The following is a 20,988-nucleotide window of genomic DNA, read 5'->3' as shown; positions in this document are numbered from 1 at the left end:
TTTACAGGTTACCAACGGTGACCCGAAGGATCATCTCGTTGGACCGACAAATCGGCTTTCGGTTTCCAGCTTCAGTGAAGCATCCGTTTCAGACTGTGCATGGAAGATTATTTCGTTGTTTGATTGTGGAATAGACTCCGGCGGGACATCCACAACGGTCGGCAGCGAGCGGTTTTCGCCGCTGTCTACCGTTACCTGCGTCTGAGTCAGAATGCGAATGCCATCCAGGCCATCTACAGAAAGCGTAAAGGTCTGCGGGACTTCTGACATGTTGGCAATTTTCAGGGTGTAGGAATTCTCAATGCGCCCTTCGCCATTAAAGCTGAAAAGTGTACCGCGATCTCTCAGTGCATCCATCTGCGCCGGCACACGTGTAGCGATCACAAATATGATCGCAGTGACCATCGCCGTCAAAACTGCACCATAACCAAATGTACGGGGCCGAAGCAGTTTCGACTGTTTGCCTTCGAGTTCATTTTCGGTGGTGTAACGAATCAACCCGCGTGGGTAGTCCATTTTATCCATGATTTCGTCACAGGCATCAATGCACAGGGCACAACCGATGCACTCATACTGAAGGCCGTCACGAATATCGATACCGGTAGGGCATACATGTACGCACTGCCCGCAGTCGATGCAGTCACCAAGACCAACTTCTTCTGGTTTGACCTCTTTGCGACGACCACCGCGCGGCTCTCCGCGGTTAGGATCATAGGAGACAATACGGGTGTTCGGATCGAACATTACAGATTGGAAGCGGGCATAAGGGCACATGTACAGGCAAACCTGCTCGCGCATCCATCCGGCGTTGAGGTAGGTAGCTACAGTGAAAAAAGCAACCCAGAAATAGGCCCAGCCGTTGGCCTCGAAAGTGAAAATATCGGCGATCAACTCACGAATCGGGTAGAAGTATCCGACAAACGTCAGCCCGGTCATTAATGCTATGAACAGCCATATTGCATGCTTGGCTGATTTTTTGACCAGCTTTTCTCTGGAGTTAGGTGCTTTATCCAGTTTCATGCGCTTGTTACGGCTGCCTTCAATGCGCTCTTCAACCCACATGAAAATGAATGTCCACACCGTTTGTGGGCAGGTATAACCACACCATACTCTGCCGAACAAGGTGGTGATAAAAAACAGGCCAAAGGCGCAGATGATCAGCATGCCTGAAAGCAGGAAAAAATCTTTCGGGTAGAAGGTAACCCCGTACAGGTGGAACTCCCGGGCCGGCAAATCGAAATGAATCAGCGGGTTTCCGTCCAGAGTGAGCCAGACGAACAGGAAGTACATGCTCATGAGCAGCAGCAGGCTGATCGTTCGGATACGCTGGAACAGGCCTTTAACTTCCTTGACGTAGATCTTCTTGCGGCTGGCGTATAGCTCTACGGTTTCTTCCGGCTTTTTTTTGCCCGAGGGCTCCGAGGAGGGATCAACCTGTTTGACCGGGATTTCATTGCTCATGGGTATCTCCAGATGGAGTCTTGATTCGGGCGCAGGTGCCTTTGCAGGCTGGTGCTGATCTTTTCAAGCCTGTGCCCGCACGCAGACACAGGGTTGAACAGACCAGGCCGGGCTCAACGCCCGGCAGGAAAGTCAGTTAGAGAGGCTGTAAACGTACGCAGCCAGAATCTGGATTTGATCGCCGGACAGACGACCGCCCTGTGCAGGCATTTCGTTCTGGCGACCGTGTAAAACTGTCTCTTTGATCCATTCGTAGTTGGAGCCGTACAGCCAGACGTTATCCGTCAGGTTGGGTGCACCCAGTGCTTCCATTCCCTTACCTTCCGGGCCGTGACAGGCGACACAGCCTTGTGCAAATACGGCTTCACCGGCCGCAGCTGCAGCTGCATCCTTTTCCCGACCACTGAAACTGAGAACGTAGTTGACCACCTGGTCGACCTGTTCATTGGTCATGTTGGGCATTACACCTTTTGCGGGCATATTGCCCATTCGACCGTTGTGCAGGGTTTCCAGAATAGCCTCGGGTGAACCGCCCCACAGCCAGTCATCATCGGTCAGGTTCGGAAAGCCAACCTGGCCACGAGCGGCTGAGCCATGGCAGACAGCACAGTTGTTGGCAAACAGGCGCTGACCGATCTTCAGTGCATCCCCGTTCTTTGCAAGCTCCACGACCGGAGTCTGACCATATTGCGCAAAGATTGGACCATATTTCTCTTCAGCGTCGGCTACTTCTGCTTCCCACTGATTGGTTGATGTCCAGTTCAGGAGGCCCTTGTAGTTACCCAGACCCGGGTAAAGAGCCAGGTAGCCAAGGGCGAAGATGCAGGTAGCTGCGAACAGATAGAACCACCACTTGGGCAGTGGATTATCGTATTCTTCGATGCCATCGAAGGAGTGACCCATAGTGCGGTCGGTTTCTACATCGGTGGTCTGGCTCTTGCGAGTGGCAAACAATAGCCACCAGCAGCCAAAGACGGTACCGAGCACGATCACACTGACCCAGATGCTCCAGAAGGTACTCATTGTTTTTTCTCCGTTTTTTCCTGTTCAAGAGTACGCTTTTCCAATTCGTCATCATCGAATGGAAGGTGGGCTGCTTCTTCATTGGCCTTTTTACGATGGGCGCTGAACGCCCACCAGATGATGCCGATAAAAACCGCCATCACTAAAAGGGTATGCACGCCGCGTAACTCGTTAATGTCCATCAAATCACCGTTTTTCTGAAAGTACGGTGCCCAGCTGTTGCAGATATGCGACCAGGGCCTCGATTTCAAACTTGCCTTCCAGTTGACCTGCTGCTGCGGCGATCTGCTCGTCAGTGTAGGGCACGCCCAGTGTCTGCAGGGCAGAAAGCTTGGCTGCGGTGCCGTTGTGATCTACTACATCTTCAAACAGCCACGGGAAAGCAGGCATGTTGGATTCAGGAACCACGCTGCGAGGGTTATACAGGTGCTGGCGCTGCCAGGCATCCGAATAACGACCGCCAACACGGGCCAGATCAGGCCCCGTACGCTTGGAGCCCCACAGGAACGGACGCTCGTAGACGAACTCGCCCGCAACGGAGTAGTGCCCGTAGCGCTCGGTCTCCGCCCGGAACGGACGGATTTGCTGGGTGTGGCAAACGTGACAGCCTTCGCGGATGTAGATGTCACGGCCTTCCAGTTCCAGCGCTGACAGCGGCTCAAGACCTTCGATGGGTTCATTGACGCTTTTCAGGAAGAACAGAGGGACTACTTCCGCCAGGAAGCCTCCACTGATGGTCAGGATGATAAAGACAATCATCAGGCCAATATTCTTTTCTACAATTTCGTGTTTCATCTGGTCTCTCTCCGTTACGCCGCCTGAACTACGGCGTTGTCCTGGGCAGCTGCTTCTTTCTGGCGCACGGTCATGTAGACGTTATAAGCCATGAACAGCATGCCGGCGAGGAAGATGACACCGCCGAGGAAGCGCACAAAGTAGCCTGGGTAGGAAGCTTCAAGGCTCTCCACAAAGCTGTAGGTGAGGGTGCCGTCATCATTGACTGCACGCCACATCAGGCCTTGCATGATGCCATTAACCCACATTGCGACGATGTACAGAACAGTGCCGACCGTTGCCAGCCAGAAGTGCACGTTGATCAGGCTTGTGCTGTACATTTCCTTGAGACCCCAGAGCTTGGGAATCAGGTGATAGATTGCACCGATACTGATCATTGCAACCCAGCCCAGAGCGCCGGAATGCACGTGGCCTATGGTCCAGTCTGTGTTGTGAGACAGTGCGTTAACTGTCTTGATGGACATCATCGGGCCTTCAAAGGTGGACATGCCGTAGAACGACAGGGAAACCACAAGGAAGCGCAGGATGGGGTCGGTGCGCAGTTTGTGCCATGCTCCGGAGAGGGTCATCATACCGTTGATCATGCCACCCCACGACGGAGCGAGCAGGATCAGGGACATGATCATGCTGGCGGTCTGGGCCCAGTCTGGCAGAGCAGAGTAGTGCAGGTGGTGGCCACCGGCCCACACGTACGTGGCGATCAGTGCCCAGAAGTGAACAATCGACAAGCGGTACGAGTAGACAGGGCGTCCGGCCTGCTTGGGAACGAAGTAGTACATCATGCCCAGGAAGCCAGCAGTGAGGAAGAAGCCTACGGCGTTATGGCCGTACCACCACTGCATCATTGCGTCGGTTACACCGGCATAAGCAGAGTAGGACTTGAAAGCACTGACCGGCAATGCCAGGTTGTTACCAATGTGCAGTACTGCAATGGTAATGATGAAAGCGCCATAGAACCAATTGGCCACATAAATGTGGGGAGTGCTGCGTTTGGTAATGGTGCCGAAGAACACCAGAGCATAGACAACCCAGACCACGGCAATGGCAATATCAATCGGCCACTCCAGTTCTGCGTATTCTTTGGTACTGGTCAAACCCATTGGCAGGGTAATTGCCGCAGACACAATGATCGCAGTCCAGCCCCAGAAGGTGAAGGCTGCAAGTTTGTCAGAAATCAGGCGTGTCTGGCAGGTGCGCTGAACCACATAATATGATGTCGCAAACAGGGCACTACCACCAAAGCCAAAGATAACAGCGTTGGTATGCAACGGTCTGAGGCGACCGAAATGGGTAAACGGCAGATCGAGGTTGAGGGATGGCCAGACCAGTTGTGCTGCAATCAACACGCCCAGCGCCATGCCAACAATACCCCATACCACTGTCATGATGGCGAACTGTCTCACCACCTTGTAGTTATATGTCAGGTTCGGATTTTGTGTGCTCATAGCCTTACCAATGGGTTCAGAGTGGGGAATTATGCGGGCGCAAGTATGGAGAAACCATTAGCTGTTTGCAATGATGCGGATCAACTCCTGACATCCATCAAATGCGCCCGAATCAGTAGCATGGCGTTGTTCCCTAACGCTTTGCGAGCTGAGGCTCTATCATAGCCCCGGAGGCGTGCAAGTTGAACTTGGTAAAATTGATTAAGAACAAAAAACGCAGCATTGAGCAGGGAGAAACCGCTTTATTTTCCAGCTATAACAGTTTGATTGCGCCCTCGGGCCTTCGCTTAGTGCAGGACGTTATCGGCAAGCCCGAAAAGCTCTTGCTGGTGCTCATCGGGTCGCTGCACTATGGGCCGGTACTGGTCAAACACCGCTTTGTTGAAGCACCGTTATGGTTTCGTCCTTGTCCATCATCGGCACCAGCTCTATCATCAGATTGCGACGATCGGGAGATTGGTACCAGCGGTTCCAGTCCGCTTCGGAGCGCCAGTTGGCCAGAGTGATGCGGTGATTGGCATCGTGGCTGTCAACCAGTGTTTCGCCGGAAATAAATCCCGGGGCTGCAACTGCCTGTTGCAGAACTCTGCGCGAGCGTTCCTCGTAAGCAGTTTCGAGTGATTCGGCTATATGGCGTTCAATCAGAACCCGGATCATGCAAACCTCCAGATGTTTTAATGGTATAAACAGTAATTTAGCACGTATTTCTTGAAAAACAGACGACCATAGAAGGAGAGGTATTGTGACCGCTGCCGAGTATGATGCCGAGCTGGATGCATGCGGGCTGTTTTGCCCCGAGCCCGTTATGATGCTTCACAATCGCATCAAGGATGTGGCACCGGGGGAAATTCTCAGAGTCACTGCAACAGATCCTTCAACAACCCGCGATGTGCCGAGATTCTGCCAGTTTCTGGGGCATGAATTGATTGACCACGCAGAGCAGGGCGACCGGTTTGTTTATTACATACGTCGCGGTGCCTGAACCGGTTTCCCGGGGTTTGCAGGTTTTCAGATAGCAGGGCTCAGGCCATTGATGTGATTCATGAACTGGTCCCGGTCCATTTCTCCCAGAACCCGTTGCTGTGTCATTTCTTCACCAGTGTTGTCATAGAACAGAATGGCCGGTGGCCCGAATAATCCCAGGCTGTCCAGCATTGCCTGCTGGGCTGGCGTGTTGTCTGTCATATCAATCTGTAGCAGCGTGAACGGGCTGAGCGCGCGAACCACATTGGCATCACTGAATACGTTACGTTCCATGACTTTGCAGGAAATGCACCAGTCTGCATAGAAGTCCAGCACAACCGGCTGGCCCTGTTGTCTGGCCTGTAACAGCATTGCCTCAATTTCTGAAGGGCTCTCTACCCGGGCAAAATCTGCGTGGCTGTTATCAGAGGGAATAGCCGAGCCTGATGGTCCGGACGTGCTGGCTTTTGCGATAAAGGGATCCAGCGGGGCCAGAGGGTCGTTTGCCCCGCCAATTGCCCCCGCCAGCAGAGCGAGGCCGTAGGCGAAAAAGATCAGGCCAACGCCTTTTCGGGTGCGTTCCCAGCCAGCTTTGGCTGCGTCGAAAGCTCCCAGTTGAACGCCGGTTATGGCAAGCAGTCCGCCCCAGAGTGTCAGCCCTAGCCAGCCCGGGACCAGACGCTCAATCAACCAGATGGCTACGGCAATCAGCATAACGCCATAGAAGTGTTTGACGGTGGTCATCCAGTGCCCTGTCGTTGGCAAAAGAGTGCGCCCACCCACGGCCACCAGAATAAGCGGGATGCCCATGCCGAGCCCGAGAGAAAAAAGCGCAATGCCGCCAATGACGGCATCCTGCGTTGTGGATATATAAAGCAGGCTGCCGGCAAGTGGAGCAGATACGCAGGGCGATACGATCAGTGCGGATAGGGCGCCGATGCCAAATATACTGACAACCCGGCCGCCAGTGAGTCGTTGGCTTGCGTCATTCAGCGGCTGGCTGATAAAGCGCGGGAGCTGAATCTCGAACAGGTCGAACATTGACAGGGCAAACACCACAAACATCAACGCGAAAATGCTGAGTACCCAGGGTGACTGAAGCTGGGCCTGCAGATTGAAGCTTGCTCCGAGTAGCCCGGTGAGCACGCCGGCTCCTGCATACGTCAGGGCCATCCCTAGCACATAGCTGCCAGAGAGTAACAGCGCATGCCCGGTTGTCCGTGTGTTCTGACCGGATACCAGTGATGAGATGATCGGCACCATAGGTAACACGCAGGGTGTAAACGTCAGCCCCAGGCCCAAAAGAAGGAAAACGCCGGCAATTACGAGCGTCGACTGCTCTGAAAGGAAGCCTGCAAGCCCGGTTGCAGAGCTGGTGTCTGTTCGTGGGGGCAGGCTGCTTTGCCCGGATTGCTGCAAACCAGAACCGGCATCCTGGCTCTGGTAGTAGAGCACTTCACGGGTTTGGGGCGGGTAGCAAAGGCCGGCCTTTGCGCAGCCCTGATAGGTTACCTCGAATCGGGCTTCGCGGATATTCTCAGGCAGCGTTACCGGAACCCTGGCTTCAACAGGGTCAAAGAAAACAGTGGTTTTTCCAAAGTAATCGTCTTCAGTTTCAGTTCCCGGGCTTGAGAATTCTATGGCGCCAGTGCCGATGCGCTCATCCAGGGCTTTGATGCTGATACGATCCCGGTAAAGGTAATGTTCGGGTGTTATGTCCCAAAACAGCACCACAGCATTGCCATCAGTCGTGTGGTTGAATGGGAGTGCCTCGTCTACCGGGAGAAACTGGTTGCCCTGGCCGCCGAAAAGGGAGTTGTTGCTGCCAAGCGCCCAGGATGTATTGGTGGTTGTCAGCAGCAGTACCAACAGGAGTACAAGGCTGAATGGCCCCGAGAGGCGGTGGATACTGTCGGACGTGGTGGATAGAACTCTCATTGAATGCACAGTTTCCCGGTTTGTTCATGTAAAAAAGAACAGATGGCTTTGTTAGGCGAGCCGCCTGCCCGGCAATGTTCAGGAAGCCAGTGGACACAGTGGCCCGGCGAAAGTTCCCTCTGGCAATAGGCGCGTTAAAGTCGCACAATAGCTTCCCAATGAATCACAGTACAAACGATCTTATCATGCTGTTTAATGACCTGTTCCGGGAAGATTTCCGGACAACTCTGGTCCGAGGCGGCGAAGAACCTGAATACCTGCCTGCAGGAAGTGCCACAGAACCGGCACGGGTTGTTTTTGCCCATGGCTATTATGCCAGTGCTTTGCATGAAATAAGTCATTGGTGTATTGCAGGTGAGCACAGGCGCACACTTCACGATTATGGTTACTGGTACTGTCCGGACGGCCGGACAGCCACGCAGCAGCGTTATTTTGAGCAAGTAGAGATAAAGCCACAGGCCATAGAGTGGTTGTTTTCAGTAGCCGCCGGCTCGTGCTTTCACATCAGCGTGGATAACCTGTCCGGAGATGGTGCGTGTGATGACAGCAGCTTCCGGAGCGGGGTGCTGGATCAGGCAGAAGACTATCTAGCCAACGGCCTTCCTGAGCGGGCGCAGTCCTTTTTTGATACGCTGAAATCGTTTTATGGAACCGGTAATACTTTCAAGGCAGCCTGGCGTGATGATGTCGGGCGTGTGGTTCCCTTATATTCCGCAAAAGAACATTACGAGGCAAACTGAGACTCCATGACATCTGACCCAAAGCACACCGGCGATCTGAGATTCAGCGACCTGAATCTGGACAAGCGCCTTCTGGACGCCATTGCTGCCATAGGTTTTGAATACTGCACACCGATACAGGCGGAGACTCTGCCCTGGACGCTGGCATGTCAGGACCTGATCGGTCAGGCCCAGACCGGAACCGGTAAAACGGCGGCGTTTCTCATTACCGCCATCCAGAGCCTTCTGGAGACCCCGATACCTGAAAACGACCGTTTTGCTTCCGAGCCCCGTGTGCTTGCGCTGGCTCCGACCCGCGAGCTTGCCATGCAGATCGCCAAAGACGCCGAGGAGCTGTGCAAGCATACCGGCCACAAGGTCGTTACGGTTGTTGGCGGCATGCATTACGACAAACAACGCGAACAACTTCACAACGGTGTTGTGGATATTCTGGTGGCCACCCCTGGCCGTCTGATCGACTTCCTTGGTTCACAGGATGTATTTCTTGACCAGATCGATATTCTGATCCTTGATGAAGCAGACCGGATGCTTGATATGGGGTTCATTCCTGATGTGAAGCGCATTATCCGAAAATGCACTCCCAAGGATGAACGCCAGACGTTGCTGTTCAGTGCGACGTTCAATCAGGACGTTCTGAACCTTGCTTCTATGTGGACTAATAACGCGGAATTTGTGGAAATCGAGCCGGAGCAGAAAACGGCTGAGCGGGTTGAGCAAACGGTTTACATGGTGGGTGACGACGAGAAATTACCAGTGCTCGTGAATTACCTCAAGCGGCCGGAAGTAGACAAGGCGCTGGTATTTGCCAATCGACGGGACCAATGCCGGGATCTTGAAGAGGATCTGCGCAACCAGGGCGTTAAAGTAGCCCTTATGTCCGGCGAGATTGCCCAGGCCAAACGCCTGAAAACCCTGGATCAGTTCAAGGCAGGCAGCATTCAGGTGCTGGTGGCTACCGATGTCGCCGGGCGTGGTATCCATGTGGACGGTGTTACCCACGTTTTCAATTATAACCTGCCAGACAGCGCTGAAGATTATGTGCATCGCATAGGGCGCACGGGCCGGGCAGGAAAAACCGGCGTATCCGTCAGCTTTGCGGGCGAGGACGATTCATTTGGTCTTCCGGCGATTGAGAAGTACATCGGCCAGAAGCTTAAAACAACCGTTCCGGAAGAAGAGTTGATGGCCGAAATGGATAATCCGCCCATTACCCGCAAGCGCGGCCGCCGCCCCTCCCAGGGGCAGGGTGGACGGGGCCCCGGTGGGCGCAGCCCGCGGCCACGCAGGAACTGATTCGACGGGAATTCAATATGTTGATCGTCGCAGATGAGAACATCCCGCTGCTGGAAGCCTTTTTTGGCGATATCGGTGAAGTCCGTCGTGTCTCCGGCCGGACGATGAGCGCTGCGGATGTCCGCGACGCCGATATACTTCTGGTGCGCTCCGTTACCCGTGTAAACCGGGCATTGCTTGAAGGCAGTGCCGTGCGCTTCGTCGGAACCACGACCATCGGAACCGATCACGTAGATCTGGGCTGGCTTGAGGAAAACGGCATCCGCTTTTCGGCGGCTCCCGGTTGCAATGCCAATAGTGTTGCCGAGTATGTGCTGGCAGTTTTGTCTCTTTATGCAGAGCGTCGTGGTCTGGAAGACTGGTCGCGGCTCACAGTAGGCATTGTCGGGGTCGGGAATGTGGGGGGTGAGCTGGCGGATAAGCTCAATCGCCTTGGTTTCAGCGTCAAGCTCTGCGATCCGCCCCGCGCTGAACGTGAACCGGAAGGTGATCATTCCTTTGTCGATCTGGGCGAGGCGCTTGCGTGCGATGTGGTTTCAGTGCACACCCCCCTGACCCGTGATTCTGACCACGCCACGTTCCACATGATCGGCGAACAGGAGCTGGCCGGGCTGACGTCTGAACAGCTACTGATCAATGCCGGGCGAGGTGAGGTTATTGATAATGCGGCACTGTGCGAGAGGTTGGGGCGCGCTAACGCCCCGCTGCTGGCTCTTGATGTTTGGGAACATGAACCGAAGATCAACCCGGAACTGGTAGAAAAGGTATGGATGGCTACGCCCCACATCGCAGGCTATAGCCTTGAAGGCAAGGTTCAGGGAACAGAAATGATATACCAGGCGATGAGCAGGTTTCTTGGGCTGCCGACGCGCAAACAGGCAGGCCAGTTTTTGCCTGAGCCTGCCCTCAGCAAAGTCTCGTTTACCAGCGCGGCGGATGAGTGTGCAGCCATCCGGATAGCGTTGCGAGCCTGCTATGATCCACGACAGGACGATGCCCGTTTGCGACAGATCATGAAAGCTCCGGAAGACGAGCGCGGTGCTGCGTTTGATCGTCTGCGGCGGGATTATCCGGTACGCAGGGAGTGTTCCAGCCTGAAAGTTCAGCTCAAAGGCACGAGTAGATCCTTGCAGGACAGCTTCCGCGCCATCGGCTTCAAGCTGAAAATCTGAAAAAACTACGCAAGGTTTGATTGCTGTAGTGCTGTAATTCTCTCTTCAAGAGGGGGGTGCGTCATGAACAGTGCGCTCAAACCACTGCGAGCGCCCCTGTTAATGCCGAAAGCCTGGAGGCTGTCGGGCATTTGATCCGGCACTTCGCTCTCTTGTTTCAAGCGTGCGAGAGCGCTGATCATGGCCGCGCGACCAGCCAACTGAGCGCCGGCTATATCTGCCCGGAACTCACGCCTGCGAGAGAACCAGAAAACGATGGTGCTGGCCAGAATGCCAAGCACCAGTTCCGCCGCAATACTCACCACGAAAAAAGCGATACCGTGTCCACTTTCATTTTTGAAGACGACACGGTCAACGAACGAGCCGATCACTCGTGATGCAAAGATCACAAAGGTATTCACAACACCTTGAATGAGCGCGAGCGTTATCATATCGCCGTTGGCAACGTGCCCGATTTCATGGCCCAGAACCGCACGTATTTCATCCTTACTGAACCTGTGCAAGAGGCCTTCGCTGACGGCAACCAATGCGTTGTTCTTGTTCCAGCCCGTGGCAAAAGCATTGGACTGGCTGGCGGGGAATATGGCGACTTCCGGCATGCCAATGCCAGCTGTTTTTGCCATTTGGGCTACTGTCTCAAGGAGCCAGCGCTCAGCGGGTGTGCGAGGAGAATCGATCACCCGGGCTTTGGTGCTCCACTTTGCAACAGGTTTTGATATAAGCAGGGAGACAATGGCGCCTGCAAATCCGAACACTGCAGCAAACGCCAACAGGGAGCCGTATTCAATTCCGTTCTGGGCCAGGTAGCTGTCCACGCCCAGAAGTTTCAGTGTAAAACTGGCGACAAGAATAACGGCAAGGTTGGTTGCCAGAAACAGCAGAATACGCATGTTGGTTTCCTGATCCGTTCAAAGTGAAAAGCCGGGTTTCAGACCGGTAAATAGGGTCAGGGTTCAGCGCTTCAATGATGTTACCGGGATTTAATGGTTTGGCCTGGCCGAAAAAAGTGTGGCCCGCACTATGTGGCCGATACGCACGGAATGGCCGCTTTTAAGCGCGGTGCGTACCAGATGGATGTAGCTGGAGAGGTCTTCCTGTAAAGAGGGGGGTAGCGGTGTTTTCGGGGCACCCTCTGGCCCCATGAGCGACTCCAGGAGAGATTCAGGTGCCGGAGAGCTTAAACGAATAAATGCGTCCCGGGAGAGCACTGCCTGATCCAGAGCATCTTGTCGGATGGTATCCACGTAGCGCAAAAACCCCTCTTCGGCCAGCCAGAGCAGAGCACCAAAGCACGCCATATGACGTTTGCTGTGCAGACCGAATTCGTCTGTTTCGTCCGGGCCGGCAATATCTTCTACAAACAGGTCTATACGTCTGGGGAAGGCGCTGTATAGCTGAGCCAGTGCGATCGCTGCGTCTTTGTAGAACTCTTCAACGTGGATGTCAGCCATGCGCAGGGTCCTTTACTGCCAGTACTTTCATTGTTTGTATTTTGTCAGGAAGTTACCCAGGCGGCCCATGGCATCTTCCAGCACGTCTTTACGGGGCAGGAACACAACCCGGAGATGCTGTTTGTCGTCAATATTGAAAGCAGAACCCTGAACCAGCAGGATTTTCTCCTGAAGCAGAAGATCCAGAACCAGCTTTTCATCATTAACGATGGGGAATCTTTTCGGATCCAGCCGCGGGAAAAGGTAGAGGGCGCCCTGTGGCTTCACACAGCTTACCCCGGGAATATCGTTCAGCATTCGCCAGGCGGTTTCGCGCTGTTCGTAAAGCCGTCCGCCCGGCGCAACCAGATCGTTGATTGACTGGTAGCCGCCCAGTGCTGTCTGTATGGCCAGCTGCGCTGGAACATTGGCACAAAGGCGCATATTGGAGAGCATGTCGATGCCCTCAATCAGGTCTTTGGCCAGATGTTTGGCGCCACTGATGATCATCCAGCCGGATCGGTAGCCGGCGGCGCGGTAATTCTTGGAAAGACCGTTATAGGTGAAGAACAGCACATCATCGGCCAGCGAGGCCGTGGATACGTGCCGGGTTCCATCGAAAAGGATCTTGTCGTAGATCTCATCGGAGAGCACGATCAGGTTGTGCTTACGGGCCAGCTCAATGACCTGTTCCAGCAAGTCCTGGCTGTACACGGCCCCAGTTGGATTGTTGGGGTTGATCAGCACAATGGCGCGGGTGCGACGGGTGATCTTTTTACGGATGTCGTCTATGTCCGGAAACCAGTTCTGCTCTTCATCACAGCGGTAGTGCACGGGCTTGCCGCTTGAAAGCGTGACAGCTGCTGTCCACAGAGGGTAGTCAGGCGCCGGAATAAGCACTTCATCACCGGTGTTGAGCATGGCCTGCATGGTCATGACTATCAGTTCGCTGACGCCGTTGCCCAGAAAGATGTCATCAATATCGACCTTGTCGATGCCTCTCTGCTGGCAATAGTGCATTACCGCTTTACGAGCGGAAAACAGGCCTTTTGATTCAACATAGCCCTGTGCCTGTTGCATGTTGTAGATCACGTCCTGCTGTATTTCTTCAGGAACGTCGAGCTCAAAAGCAGCAGGGTTGCCAATATTGAGTTTGAGTACCCGGTGACCTTCCTCTTCCAGGCGTCGTGCCTCCCGCATTACGACGCCACGGATTTCATAACACACGTTATCCAGCTTGGCGGATTTGTAGTGGTTCTGCATAAGACACGGGCTTCCTCAGTCAGTAGACGTAAAACAGACACCTGCCGTTCAGGCAAACCACTATTCTAGCGGAGGCAGTGCCAACGGCAACAGTGTAATTGTGATCAATTATGGCAGGGCAGCTTTATATTCCATAAATTAATACCCGATAAAACAATTGCATGTGCAGATTTCCATGTATAGTGCTTAAATACATTGTGTGCAATTTAAATGTGCAAGATTATAATCGTGTCTGGTCGAAACAGGCATTCACATTTTGCCGAGGAGAAATTTGTGGCTGGTAATTCGGTTTATGACTTTACGGTTCGAGATATCAAGGGTAACGAAAAGAAGATGGCCGACTACCAGGGCAAGGTATTGCTGGTCGTAAATACAGCCAGCAAATGTGGTTTTACTCCCCAGTTTGAGGGGCTGCAGGCATTGCACGAAGAGCTGGGGGAGCAGGGGCTGGAAGTTCTCGGGTTTCCCTGCAACCAGTTCATGAATCAGGATCCTGCTGATGATGATGCCATCAGCCAGTTTTGCAGCCTGAACTACGGCGTTGACTTTCCTATGTTCTCAAAAGTCGATGTTAACGGAGACAATGCCCACCCTTTGTTCAAGTTTCTTAAGGCTGAGGCTAAAGGGCTTTTGGGTTCAGAGAAGGTAAAATGGAATTTCACCAAATTTCTGATAGGCCGCGATGGCAAAGTAGTGCGTCGGTATCCGCCAACGACAAAGCCTGAAAGTATCAAGACAGATATTGAAAAGCTTCTCTCGAGCTGACCTGTGGACGACTTACTCGCGCTGGATAACCAGATCTGTTTCAGCCTGTACGCGGCCAACAGGGCGATCACTGCCCGGTATCGCCCGCTGCTGGCGGAGCTGGAACTGACATACCCGCAGTATCTTGTAATGCTTGTGCTCTGGGAGCGAGCCCGGACCGGGCAGGCAACCCGGGTTTCTGATCTTGGGGCACGGCTGCGGCTGGATTCGGGTACGCTTACCCCGCTGCTGAAACGCCTGGCTTTGCGGGGGCTCATCCTCAGGGAACGCGGCGTCGATGACGAGCGGGTGGTGACTATATCGTTAACCGGGCATGGCGCTGATCTGAAGGCTAAGGCTTTGCAGGTGCCACAGAAGCTTCTGTGCGGTCTGGACGTTGCTCCTGAGCGGTTGCTGGCGCTGAAGGCTGAGCTGAATGCAGTGCTAAGGGCTATTGAGACTCAGGAGAAGGTGCCCAGCGCATAATGACGGCGTTCAGCTGACTGCGGTTGTATGGCTTGGTGATGTAGTCGTCCATTCCGCAGGCAAGGCAGTCATCCCTGTCGCCCTGCATCACATTGGCGGTAACGGCTATCACAGGCAGTTCGCGCCACTCCGGATTCTTGCGGATCTCTCGCGTTGTTACAAAGCCGTCCATTACCGGCATCTGGCAATCCATTAGCACCAGATCGTAATGGCTCTGTTCCAGTGCATCAATTGCCAACTTCCCGTTATCCGCCAAGTCCACAAGGTGCCCCATTTTTTTCAGCAAACTGCTCGCCACCATCTGGTTTACTTCGTTGTCTTCGACCAGCAGTATTTTGAGCGAACGCTGTGGTGAGGCTGCTTGCATTTCGCTGCTTTCGGACAGTTCAGCCAGCCCGGAGCGCCGTTGATAGTTCGATAAATGGCTTGAGAGCTGGTTCGGTAGATAGTCTGTTTGGAAATGCTCCTGGGAAGCTACGGTGGTCAAATTGCTGTGGACCGGCAGGGGCAGGGTGACGGTAAACCGGGTTCCCTGCTGTTCCTTTGATTCCACATTTATTTCACCGTGCATGCGTTCAATAAGCTGGCGGCAGAGCGTCAGGCCCAATCCTGTGCCGCCATACAGGCGAGTGGTTTGCGTGTCGGCCTGGGCAAAGGGAGAGAATATCCGGCGCAGGCCTTCTTTGCTCATACCGATTCCGGTATCGCTCACTTCGAGGGTCAGAATGCCTGCGGAATAGCGAACATTGATGCGTACGCTGCCTGAGTCAGTGAATTTGATGGCATTGCTCAGCAGGTTGTTCAGTATCTGGCGAATCCGGGTCGGGTCTCCCAGAAACCCATCCGGAAAACCCGGTTCTGTTTCTGCAATCAGGTCTATATTTTTTTTGCCGGCCTGCTGAGAATGCAGCATCGCGCATTCTTCGATCAGCCCATGCATATCGAAGGGAATGTTCTCCAGATTGAGCTTTCCGGCTTCAACTTTGGAAATGTCCAGAATGTCGTTGAGTATACCGAGAAGACTTTCGCCGGCTGACATAGCGATCTGAAGGCGGTGGCGCTTGGCGGAATCCTGCTCGCTCTCCATAACAAGCCCCAGCATGCCAAGTACTCCGTTCAGAGGCGTACGTATTTCATGGCTCATGCTGGCCAGAAAGTTAGCCCGGGCTCTGGCTCTGCGCATGGCGTCTTCTTTGGCTTTTATCAGAGCTCTGTTGCCCCGTTGCAGAGCCTGGTTTTTTTCCGAAATTTCCCGGGTTCGACTCTCGACTTCATGCTCCAGCTCGCTGGAGTAGTTTTTCATGGCAGTTTCTGCCATGCGCAGCTGGGCCAGAGTGAAGTCTACGGTTTCCAGATGCTGATTGATGATTTCCACCATCGTCCCTATTTCATCCTGCTTATGGCCCGCAGGAATGGGCAGGCGGATCTTCTCCGGGGATCTGGCTTTGACCTCTTTCAGTGCCCCGATAACACTGAGCATCGGCCGCGTGAGGATGAGATAGAAAATACCCAGTAGCGAGGCAGAAAGAATGAGGCTCTTCAGGAATCCGCTGATAAGCGTGTAAGTCGCGCGTTCCAGAAACTGCAGGCCGTAGTGGAAGGTGTCAATTGTTACCACCAGCTGACCCAGAGGCAGATTGTTGAGCTGGGAAACACGAAGCTCCCGGCTGAAAACCCTGCTTGAGCCAAACAGTCTGTCACTGACCCAGCGATAGGGTGAACCGGGGCTGCTCTTGCTGGCCGCTGCCATAGTGCTGTTTTCACTATCGACAATTCTGGCGTCAATGGTAGCAGGGTGCCTGAGAAGGCCGTCGAGCAGCTCTTCAGCGAGGCGCACATCAATGTTGTAGGCGATCTGGGAGGCAGGGCTGTGGCTGATTTCAATCAGTGCCTGGATGTCCGCTTCCATGGAGTCGCGGGCACCAAAATAGTCCAGAGTGATCTGTATGACGTTGAGTACCAGCCCTAAAAGCATCGCGATCAGAACGGTATCGCGAGTGAGACGATAGGAAAGCCGGTGTTTGAAGCCTCTGGTCACGGGTGTCACTGTCCCTGTATGCGGGCAGCCGATCTGCCCGGCTCACGAATTCAGTCGTCGTAGTCGGCTTTTTTCTTCCATTCTTCGTCGTGCAGAAAACTGTCCCACTGCTTATCCATGCTGGACTGAGATTCCGCAGGGTTGTTGGTGTTGCCACCTGTACCCGCGGCTTCAAGCTCCTTTATACGTGTTCGGAAACTCTTGACAGCTTTCATGGCAAGGGGGTTGTCGCGGGACTTACCCATTTCTGTACTGGCCAGATGGTATGAGTGGATGGCCTTTCGTATCTGATTCTGACGAATATGGTCGCGGGCCTGGAAAACATGAAGATCCGCGTGGGTTTTGTGGACCAGAAACAGAACATATTTCAGATTTTTCTTGGCAGTTGCGCCATCTATCCGGCCACTTTTGTGCATGGCTTCGATCATCTTGAACAGATTTTGCAGAAGCTCTTTGACGTACGCGGATTTTTCGGGTGAGTCGATCTTGACCGGCGGTACGTCATCCCGGTTTTCCCGAATCCGGACTTTTCGCTGTGCTGCGGCCTCGCGCCATTGCTCAACCGGTAGCCCGGATTTCAGCCCTGCAAGGTCATTGCAGACATCTTCCATGCGCTTGAGCAGTAACAGCTTCAGGTCCGGTGTGAGATATTGCCCGGGCAGCTCAGAGAGCAGGCGATTGCATCTCTTATAGCTGTCCTCAAGCGCAGTGGTTTTTCGAATACGTTCGATTTTGGCCTTCTCGCGCATTTGGCTGACCACAATAACGACGATCGAAATCACAACGATGGCCGCCAGGGCAAAAACAATGGTAATGGCGTTCATGTTTGGGTAATGGCTCCGGCTTTTAGACGAGTCATGCCTTGATCAGGGCTCCGGCCTGATATGCCGATATATCCGGCAACTGTCCGAAAGATTAGCAGAAATTCGACATTGAATCCGAAATCAAATGTGAAAGATCGACTTCGCGTATTCATTTCGTGAATTATTTTTATTGTGTATATTGCTTCAGTGAATGGGTCGCTCGAATTACGCCCGTCTGATTGCTTTTATCCTGCTTCGGAGTTGTTTATGGATATTTCCCGCATCGACCTCAACCTTCTTGTTTACCTGGATGTGTTGCTCAGAGAGCGCAATGTCACCAAAGCAGCAAACCATCTTGGCATTACCCAGCCGGCTATGAGTAACAGCTTGCGCCGTTTGCGGGATCTGTTCAGTGATCCTCTACTGGTACGGACGAGTGAGGGCATGACAGCGACAGAACGTGCGCGGGAGCTGCAGCCACTGGTCAGGAGTATTCTCTCGGATATTGAACAGGCTGTGCAGGAAAAGACGCCATTTGCGGCACTGGAGAGCCAGCGGGTATTTCGCATCATGGCCAGTGATTATGCAGAATCCTGTCTTATGCCCAGAGTTTTAAGGCGGATTCGCCAGGAGGCGCCACACGTAACGCTGGATGTACTGACTCCGAGCGATGTGAGCTTTCTGGACGTGGAGCAGGGGCGCCTTGATATGGCGATTAACCGGTTCGACAAGATTCCTCAGTCGTTCCACCAGAAAACTCTCTGGATAGAATATTTTGCCTGCCTGATGAACGCCCGAAACCCGATACTGAGTGAGCCTTTCACACTGGATACCTACCTTGACGCTAGCCATATCTGGGTCAGTAAAACCGGATTTGGCGTAGGTGTCGGAGTAAATCCGAAGGACGTACAGCGCCTCGGCTGGGTGGATGAAGCTTTGTCGAGAATGGGGAGAAAACGGCAGATCTCGGTGTTTACCCGGCATTATCAGTCGGCCATGTTGCTTGCGGAGCAGCACGATCTGATTGCGACGCTTCCGTCGCGGGCGGCCTGGCTGCAAAAAGATAACGCAAATCTGGTGGTGAAAATTCCACCCTTCGATATCCCGCCTTTTGAGCTTAAAATGGCTTGGAGCCCGCTGTTACAGCACAACTCGGATCACCAGTGGCTTCGCAGGCTGATTTCAGATGTCGCGGAAGAAGTAGATGAGGAATTCGCACCCTTTGGCGCCCGTTTCGAATCTGTGGATACGCCTCTGGCGCAGGGTTCAGATCGGTAACTCGCGCAGTTCAAGCGATGGGCGCCCTGCGTCCCACATGCGCTGGAAGTTGTCGGACAGCAGCCTGACACGGCCGCTTTCCGCGAAGCCTGCAAACCCGGAGGGCTGTGTGAAGTCATGCCGGTACACTACGCCTTCGCGGTCTGCGAGGATGAATGGCTGGTCTTCGTGGGGATAATCCTTGTTGACCAGTCTCAGCTGGATACGGCTGGGGAGCCTTCGCATTAGCTCAACCAACTGGTGCCGGCGCTTGATAAGTGGCTGGTCATCATGGATTAACAGACGTATCTCGCTGAGCCGGTGACGACGTGCAAGACTGGATACCAGCTCCCTGAATCTGTGTCGATCGTAACGCTCATGGCTCAGTATCCGGTCGTACAGCCACAAGCGCTGGCTTGCCTGTCCGACCATGGAGTCCATCAGATCATGCAGGCTGCTTTCGTTGTCGAAGAGCCAGGATTGCGAGTCTGCGCCCAGTTGCAGTGGGCGGGGTCTCCCGGAGCCGGTCTCCGCTTGAAGCAGACCCGGAGCAAGACAGCGCATATCGAGATGGGGTATGCCGGCATCGTCATAAGGCTCGGAGCAAACATGAAAGCCCGCGCGCTGGTAGAAGGCTACGGCATGTTGTTGGGCAGAGAGCTTCAGCTCCTGGTACTGCCCGGCGGATTCGGTGATCAGGTGCCGGAGCAGAGCCTCACCTATGCCCCGGCCACGGAATTCCGGCAATATGGCCATACGTCCGATATGGCCGGTTTCGCCCAGGGTGGAGAATAATCGGGCCACGCCCGCAGGCGTGTTGTCGGGCAGGACCGCGAGATAATGATCGGCGATTTCGTCGGTGTCGTCCCATTCCAGCTCAGGTGGAACCTGCTGTTCTTCAACAAATACGGCCTGACGAATTTCCCGGATGTGCCCCGGGGCAAGCTGCCAGCTGTATTTTCGAATCCTGACCGTCATAGCATCACTCGAAATACACTGAACCCTGGTTATAGAGATTTGTCAGAAGGCCAAGCAGGGCCGGGTCTCCGGCAAACTGAGCCAGGGCACTCATGTCAATGCGAGCTCCTGCACACAACAGGGGTGCCAATGGGCGGGCATCACCTTTGAGTAGAAATTGCTCGCCGTCTGCAAACAGGGCGGTTTCATCGTTTTGTTCATGGAAGGCAAAGCGGGAGCCTTCGTTCCAGCGCAGTTGTTCGCCGGCGCGAATAGCGGCAGCAAAGTCTTCCTCCGAGGCAGGTTCTTCCGCAGGCACCACAACATCCATGTTTTTAGGTGCTGTCGCATACTGACCAAACCACAGCGCCAACTGGCGCTTGTCTTCAAGCTTTTCTGTCAGAATCGCTTGCAGCCGGTCAATAACGCCCGGCGCAATGGTGCCCGGATTGTCCTGAACCTGAAGATCCGGGTCATTCATGTGATCGGAGGCATCTGACTGGTTGCACAGGAAGTCGGTAAACCCGGTGAGCAGATCCTCAATCGTTGGTGCCCGAAAGCCCACCGAGAGTGTAATGCAATCATCTTCGGCTATACCGTGGTGGCCAATACCCGGAGGCAGATACAGCATATCGCCCGGCTCAAGAGTAACGGTTTCTTCGCCTTCCCAGTTGCTGAGAATGCGCAGCGGCGTGCCTTCCACACGGGGCGAGGTTTGATCGCAGCGGCCACCAAACGTCCAGCGCCTGTGTCCCTGAGCCTGAAGCAGAAACACATCATACTGGTCGTAATGGGGGCCTACGCTGCCGCCCTTGGGTGCGTAGCTCGCCATGATGTCGTCAAGGCGCCAGTTGGGCACAAAGCGGAAGTGTTCGAGTAGGTCAGCGACCTCTGGAACCCAGTGATCAAGGCCCTGTACCAGTAAGGTCCAGTCCTTGTCGGGTAGCTGGCTGAAGCGTTCCTCCGAGAAGGGGCCATTGTGCAACTGCCAGGGCTTGCCGTCATCGTTTTCGATGACGATGCGTGATTCCACGCCTTCTTCACAAGCGAGGCCGGCCAGTTCGTCAGCGTCGACAGGGCACTGAAAGCCGGGAAATGCCTGGCGGATGACAAAGGGTTTCTTTTGCCAGTAGTCCCTCAGAAATTCAGAAGGCGAAAGTCCACCAAGCATATCCATTGT

The 20,988-nt window shown here is 54.1% G+C and carries 21 protein-coding genes; 7 read left to right on the top strand and 14 right to left on the bottom strand.

The annotated features are described in order from the left end of the window. Positions 1-30: 30 nt before the first annotated feature. From ccoG to ACN0RL_RS04380, 6 genes are all read right to left on the bottom strand, one after another. Positions 31-1,461: a cytochrome c oxidase accessory protein CcoG gene (gene ccoG, locus ACN0RL_RS04405; protein WP_417514099.1), complete on the bottom strand. Its 1,431-nt coding sequence runs from the start codon at positions 1,459-1,461 to the stop codon at positions 31-33. 132 nt (positions 1,462-1,593) lie between these two features. Continuing rightward, positions 1,594-2,484 (bottom strand): cytochrome-c oxidase, cbb3-type subunit III, encoded by an 891-nt coding sequence (gene ccoP, locus ACN0RL_RS04400; RefSeq protein ID WP_417514097.1) that lies wholly within the window; start codon positions 2,482-2,484, stop codon positions 1,594-1,596. Further along, complete coding sequence (locus ACN0RL_RS04395; RefSeq protein WP_417514095.1) at positions 2,481-2,666, bottom strand: cbb3-type cytochrome oxidase subunit 3; 186 nt, start codon at positions 2,664-2,666, stop codon at positions 2,481-2,483. The genes ccoP and ACN0RL_RS04395 overlap by 4 nt, the downstream gene beginning before the upstream one ends. A 4-nt stretch (positions 2,667-2,670) precedes the next feature. After that, positions 2,671-3,279 carry a cytochrome-c oxidase, cbb3-type subunit II gene (gene ccoO / locus ACN0RL_RS04390; protein WP_417514093.1) on the bottom strand — a complete coding sequence of 203 codons (609 nt, stop codon included), beginning with the start codon at positions 3,277-3,279 and terminating at the stop codon, positions 2,671-2,673. A 14-nt stretch (positions 3,280-3,293) separates the two neighbouring features. Next, positions 3,294-4,724 (bottom strand): cytochrome-c oxidase, cbb3-type subunit I, encoded by a 1,431-nt coding sequence (ccoN, locus tag ACN0RL_RS04385; RefSeq protein ID WP_417514091.1) that lies wholly within the window; start codon positions 4,722-4,724, stop codon positions 3,294-3,296. A gap of 366 nt (positions 4,725-5,090) precedes the next feature. Further along, the gene (locus ACN0RL_RS04380; protein WP_417514089.1) at positions 5,091-5,381 is read right to left on the bottom strand and encodes an antibiotic biosynthesis monooxygenase family protein; all 291 of its coding nucleotides are present in this window, start codon (positions 5,379-5,381) and stop codon (positions 5,091-5,093) included. A gap of 85 nt (positions 5,382-5,466) precedes the next feature. On the opposite strand from ACN0RL_RS04380, the gene tusA reads away from it, so the two are divergent. Next, on the top strand, positions 5,467-5,706 hold the full coding sequence (tusA, locus tag ACN0RL_RS04375) for a sulfurtransferase TusA (protein ID WP_417514087.1): 240 nt from the start codon (positions 5,467-5,469) through the stop codon (positions 5,704-5,706). 26 nt (positions 5,707-5,732) lie between these two features. Here the strand turns inward: tusA and dsbD are convergent, their stop codons facing one another. Beyond that, on the bottom strand, positions 5,733-7,625 hold the full coding sequence (dsbD, locus tag ACN0RL_RS04370) for a protein-disulfide reductase DsbD (RefSeq protein WP_417514085.1): 1,893 nt from the start codon (positions 7,623-7,625) through the stop codon (positions 5,733-5,735). 185 nt (positions 7,626-7,810) lie between these two features. On the opposite strand from dsbD, the gene ACN0RL_RS04365 reads away from it, so the two are divergent. From ACN0RL_RS04365 to pdxB, 3 genes are read left to right on the top strand one after another with little or no spacing between them, the layout of a single operon-like run. Next, positions 7,811-8,365: an elongation factor P hydroxylase gene (locus tag ACN0RL_RS04365; protein WP_417514083.1), complete on the top strand. Its 555-nt coding sequence runs from the start codon at positions 7,811-7,813 to the stop codon at positions 8,363-8,365. Between the two features lie 6 nt (positions 8,366-8,371). Then, on the top strand, positions 8,372-9,658 hold the full coding sequence (locus ACN0RL_RS04360) for a DEAD/DEAH box helicase (RefSeq protein WP_417514081.1): 1,287 nt from the start codon (positions 8,372-8,374) through the stop codon (positions 9,656-9,658). 17 nt (positions 9,659-9,675) lie between these two features. Further along, a complete protein-coding gene (pdxB, locus tag ACN0RL_RS04355) occupies positions 9,676-10,830 on the top strand; it encodes a 4-phosphoerythronate dehydrogenase PdxB (protein WP_417514079.1) in 1,155 nt (384 codons plus the stop codon). Positions 10,831-10,835: 5 nt separating this feature from the next. Here pdxB and htpX read toward each other — a convergent pair whose 3' ends face one another. The 3 genes from htpX to ACN0RL_RS04340 form a co-directional block, all read right to left on the bottom strand. Beyond that, positions 10,836-11,720, bottom strand: a complete 885-nt coding sequence (htpX, locus tag ACN0RL_RS04350; protein WP_417514077.1) for a protease HtpX — start codon at positions 11,718-11,720, stop codon at positions 10,836-10,838. Positions 11,721-11,810: 90 nt separating this feature from the next. Further along, the gene (locus ACN0RL_RS04345; RefSeq protein ID WP_417514075.1) at positions 11,811-12,281 is read right to left on the bottom strand and encodes a hypothetical protein; all 471 of its coding nucleotides are present in this window, start codon (positions 12,279-12,281) and stop codon (positions 11,811-11,813) included. A gap of 27 nt (positions 12,282-12,308) precedes the next feature. Then, positions 12,309-13,523, bottom strand: a complete 1,215-nt coding sequence (locus ACN0RL_RS04340; RefSeq protein WP_417514073.1) for a pyridoxal phosphate-dependent aminotransferase — start codon at positions 13,521-13,523, stop codon at positions 12,309-12,311. Positions 13,524-13,796: 273 nt separating this feature from the next. On the opposite strand from ACN0RL_RS04340, the gene ACN0RL_RS04335 reads away from it, so the two are divergent. Continuing rightward, the gene (locus ACN0RL_RS04335) at positions 13,797-14,288 is read left to right on the top strand and encodes a glutathione peroxidase (RefSeq protein ID WP_417514071.1); all 492 of its coding nucleotides are present in this window, start codon (positions 13,797-13,799) and stop codon (positions 14,286-14,288) included. A 3-nt stretch (positions 14,289-14,291) separates the two neighbouring features. Next, complete coding sequence (locus tag ACN0RL_RS04330) at positions 14,292-14,753, top strand: MarR family winged helix-turn-helix transcriptional regulator (RefSeq protein WP_417514069.1); 462 nt, start codon at positions 14,292-14,294, stop codon at positions 14,751-14,753. Here ACN0RL_RS04330 and ACN0RL_RS04325 read toward each other — a convergent pair. Continuing rightward, positions 14,719-16,791 carry an ATP-binding protein gene (locus ACN0RL_RS04325; protein ID WP_417514067.1) on the bottom strand — a complete coding sequence of 691 codons (2,073 nt, stop codon included), beginning with the start codon at positions 16,789-16,791 and terminating at the stop codon, positions 14,719-14,721. The genes ACN0RL_RS04330 and ACN0RL_RS04325 overlap by 35 nt on opposite strands. Positions 16,792-16,841: 50 nt before the next feature. Beyond that, positions 16,842-17,615 (bottom strand): hypothetical protein, encoded by a 774-nt coding sequence (locus ACN0RL_RS04320; RefSeq protein WP_417514065.1) that lies wholly within the window; start codon positions 17,613-17,615, stop codon positions 16,842-16,844. Positions 17,616-17,861: 246 nt separating this feature from the next. Between ACN0RL_RS04320 and ACN0RL_RS04315 the strand changes: the two genes are divergently transcribed. Then, entirely contained in the window at positions 17,862-18,872 is a 1,011-nt protein-coding gene (locus ACN0RL_RS04315) for a LysR family transcriptional regulator (protein ID WP_417514063.1), read from the top strand. On the opposite strand, the gene ACN0RL_RS04310 is transcribed toward ACN0RL_RS04315, so the two are convergent. Beyond that, positions 18,861-19,829, bottom strand: a complete 969-nt coding sequence (locus ACN0RL_RS04310) for a GNAT family N-acetyltransferase (protein ID WP_417514061.1) — start codon at positions 19,827-19,829, stop codon at positions 18,861-18,863. The genes ACN0RL_RS04315 and ACN0RL_RS04310 overlap by 12 nt on opposite strands. Before the next feature lie 4 nt (positions 19,830-19,833). Further along, the gene (locus ACN0RL_RS04305; protein WP_417514059.1) at positions 19,834-20,985 is read right to left on the bottom strand and encodes a JmjC domain-containing protein; all 1,152 of its coding nucleotides are present in this window, start codon (positions 20,983-20,985) and stop codon (positions 19,834-19,836) included. Between the last annotated feature and the right edge of the window lie 3 nt (positions 20,986-20,988).

Source organism: Marinobacter sp. (assembly GCF_048259445.1).
In the GTDB taxonomy this organism is placed as follows: domain Bacteria; phylum Pseudomonadota; class Gammaproteobacteria; order Pseudomonadales; family Oleiphilaceae; genus Marinobacter.
The sequence above is the reverse complement of the archived record's forward strand: the minus strand, read 5'-3'. Positions and strand labels throughout refer to the sequence as shown.

Bases quoted from the DNA above. Each gene is read 5' to 3' on its own strand.
- ACN0RL_RS04360 (WP_417514081.1), top strand. From the start codon at position 8,372: ATGACATCTGACCCAAAGCACACCGGCGATCTGAGATTCAGCGACCTG.
- pdxB (WP_417514079.1), top strand. From the start codon at position 9,676: ATGTTGATCGTCGCAGATGAGAACATCCCGCTGCTGGAAGCCTTTTTT.
- ccoG (WP_417514099.1), bottom strand. From the start codon at position 1,461: ATGAGCAATGAAATCCCGGTCAAACAGGTTGATCCCTCCTCGGAGCCC.
- ACN0RL_RS04305 (WP_417514059.1), bottom strand. From the start codon at position 20,985: ATGGATATGCTTGGTGGACTTTCGCCTTCTGAATTTCTGAGGGACTAC.
- ACN0RL_RS04365 (WP_417514083.1), top strand. From the start codon at position 7,811: ATGCTGTTTAATGACCTGTTCCGGGAAGATTTCCGGACAACTCTGGTC.
- ACN0RL_RS04380 (WP_417514089.1), bottom strand. From the start codon at position 5,381: ATGATCCGGGTTCTGATTGAACGCCATATAGCCGAATCACTCGAAACT.
- ccoP (WP_417514097.1), bottom strand. From the start codon at position 2,484: ATGAGTACCTTCTGGAGCATCTGGGTCAGTGTGATCGTGCTCGGTACC.
- ACN0RL_RS04340 (WP_417514073.1), bottom strand. From the start codon at position 13,523: ATGCAGAACCACTACAAATCCGCCAAGCTGGATAACGTGTGTTATGAA.
- ccoN (WP_417514091.1), bottom strand. From the start codon at position 4,724: ATGAGCACACAAAATCCGAACCTGACATATAACTACAAGGTGGTGAGA.
- ccoO (WP_417514093.1), bottom strand. From the start codon at position 3,279: ATGAAACACGAAATTGTAGAAAAGAATATTGGCCTGATGATTGTCTTT.
- htpX (WP_417514077.1), bottom strand. From the start codon at position 11,720: ATGCGTATTCTGCTGTTTCTGGCAACCAACCTTGCCGTTATTCTTGTC.
- dsbD (WP_417514085.1), bottom strand. From the start codon at position 7,625: ATGAGAGTTCTATCCACCACGTCCGACAGTATCCACCGCCTCTCGGGG.
- ACN0RL_RS04395 (WP_417514095.1), bottom strand. From the start codon at position 2,666: ATGGACATTAACGAGTTACGCGGCGTGCATACCCTTTTAGTGATGGCG.
- ACN0RL_RS04345 (WP_417514075.1), bottom strand. From the start codon at position 12,281: ATGGCTGACATCCACGTTGAAGAGTTCTACAAAGACGCAGCGATCGCA.
- ACN0RL_RS04320 (WP_417514065.1), bottom strand. From the start codon at position 17,615: ATGAACGCCATTACCATTGTTTTTGCCCTGGCGGCCATCGTTGTGATT.
- ACN0RL_RS04310 (WP_417514061.1), bottom strand. From the start codon at position 19,829: ATGACGGTCAGGATTCGAAAATACAGCTGGCAGCTTGCCCCGGGGCAC.
- ACN0RL_RS04315 (WP_417514063.1), top strand. From the start codon at position 17,862: ATGGATATTTCCCGCATCGACCTCAACCTTCTTGTTTACCTGGATGTG.